The organism is Monashia sp. HAY1-5C, assembly GCF_056755255.1.
This window is the reverse complement of record NZ_JBPGXG010000254.1, coordinates 1-1,995: the sequence shown is the minus strand read 5'-3', so window position 1 is coordinate 1,995 and position 1,995 is coordinate 1. Positions and strand designations below refer to the sequence as shown.

At 72.8% G+C, this 1,995-nt stretch carries 3 protein-coding genes; all 3 read right to left on the bottom strand.

Translation table 11 applies throughout. The annotated features are described in order from the left end of the window. A partial coding sequence (locus ACR9ZK_RS21445; RefSeq protein WP_481343990.1) for an N-acetyltransferase family protein occupies positions 1 to 471 on the bottom strand: 471 nt, incomplete at its 3' end. Positions 472 to 486: 15 nt separating this feature from the next. Continuing rightward, positions 487 to 1,293 (bottom strand): pyrroline-5-carboxylate reductase, encoded by an 807-nt coding sequence (gene proC, locus ACR9ZK_RS21440; protein WP_481343989.1) that lies wholly within the window; start codon positions 1,291 to 1,293, stop codon positions 487 to 489. 38 nt (positions 1,294 to 1,331) lie between these two features. Continuing rightward, positions 1,332 to 1,995 (bottom strand): proline dehydrogenase family protein (locus ACR9ZK_RS21435; protein ID WP_481343988.1); only part of this gene is annotated, 664 nt, incomplete at its 5' end.

Genomic DNA, 1,995 nt, shown 5'->3' with positions numbered 1-1,995 from the left:
GTCCAGCACCGCGCGGACGAGCGCCTCCCCGACGCCCCTGCCGCGGGCGCGTGGAGCCACGTAGAGACCGAAAAGCGTTGCCACGGTGGCCCGCTCGGGCTCCCAGTGCGACCCCAGGCCGGCGCTGCCGAGCACACCGGACGCGTCACTCGCCTGGACCAGCCAGGCGCCCTCGATGCGCTCGCGCCAGTCGGCCTCGTCGTAGACCGCCTCGTCGGCGTGGGTGAACCAGAAGGCGTCCGGGGCGGCGGTGAGCATCTCGAGGCGGATGTCGCGGTGGCTCTGCCAGTCGTCGGGGCCGACCCGGTGCAGGTGCATCGCCGGCCGGTGCTCGTCCGAGCCCGCTGCAGCCCGGGCGCCGGCATCCCTGGTGCTGCCGCCGCTGTCCACGCTGTCGGTGCCGCCGGTGCTGCCTCGGCCTTTCGTGCCGCCGGTGCTGCCGCTGCTGTCGGTTGTGCCCGAGATCTCCATCGGCCCAGCGTGCCCTCAGGACTGCCCCGAGGCCAGCTCCCTGCTACGCGCCGCCGCCGCCTCCATCGCGGTGACGAACGCGGCGCGCACCTTGTGGTCGTCCAGCTGGCGCAGCGCCGCGACCGTGGTGCCCCCGGGCGAGCTGACCTGCTCGCGGAGCACCGTCGGGTGCTCGCGCGTCTCCTTGAGCATCGTCGCGGCCCCGTAGAGCGTCTGGACGACGAGGTCGGTGGACGTGGCCCGGGGCAGGCCGAGCACGACGCCCGCCTCGATCATGGCCTCGACGACGTAGAAGATGTACGCGGGCCCCGACCCGGAGATCGCCGTGACCGCGTCGAGGTGCTTCTCGGGCAGGCGCACGACCTTGCCGCACGAGGACAGCAGCGCCTCGGCCTCGGCCAGGTGGTCGTCGGTGCAGTGCCGGCCGGGCGCGATGCCGGCCATCCCCTCGTCGACGAGCGCCGGCGTGTTGGGCATGACGCGGACGACCGAGGTCCCCTCGGGCAGGCGCGACTCGAGGTACTCGGTCGTGATGCCCGCCGCCAGGGACACGACGACGTTGCCCGGCGCCACGTGGTCGTGGATCTCGTCGAGCAGTGCCGTCATGTCCTGGGGCTTGACGCACAGCACGAGTGTGTCGGCGGCGTCGGCCGCCTCGGGGTTGGACAGGACGCGGACGCCGTACCGGCGGGCGAGCGCGTCGACCTTCTCGGGCGTTCGCCCGGTCACGACGAGGTCGGCGGGCGCGCGGCCGGACCGGATGAGCCCGGACACGAGCGTCTCGCCCATGACCCCGGCTCCCAAGATCGCGGTGGTCGTCATCGTGGCCTCCTGAGCCGAGTGCGGGTGGGTGGGGGACGTCAGCCCTTGGTGGCGATGCCGCGCAGGAAGAACATGACGTTGGCCGGGCGCTCGGCCATGCGCCGCATGAGGTAGCCGTACCACTCCTGTCCGTACGGGATGTAGACCCGCATCTGGTCGCCCCGGTCGGCGATGCGGCGCTGCTCGTCGGGGCGGATGCCGTAGAGCATCTGGTACTCGAACGAGCGCGGGTCGCGTCCGGCCTGGCCGGCGAGCGCCCCGGCGATCTCGATGAGCCGTGGGTCGTGCGAGGCGACCATCGGGTAGCCCTCGCCCCTCATAAGCACCTTGAGGCAGCGGACGTAGGACTTGTCGACGTCGGCGCTCGACTGGAAGGCCACCGACTCGGGCTCTTTGTAGGCGCCCTTGCACAGGCGGACGCGGGAGCCGGCGTGGGCGAGGTCGCGGCAGTCGGCCTCGGTCCGGTAGAGGTAGGCCTGCAGGACCGCCCCGACGCTCGGGAAGTCCGCCCGCAGCTCGCGCAGGGACTCGAGGGTGCGGTCGGTGGTCGTGTGGTCCTCCATGTCGAGGGTCACCGTCGTACCGGCCTGCTCGGCCGCGGCGCAGATGTCGCGGGCGTGGTCGAGCGCGATCGTGTCGCCGTCGCCGGGCAGCGCCTGACCGAGGGCGCTCAGCTTGAGCGAGACCTCGACGGTGCCGCCC

Coding starts and splice junctions, on each gene's coding strand:
- proC (WP_481343989.1), bottom strand. CDS start 1,293: ATGACGACCACCGCGATCTTGGGAGCCGGGGTCATGGGCGAGACGCTC.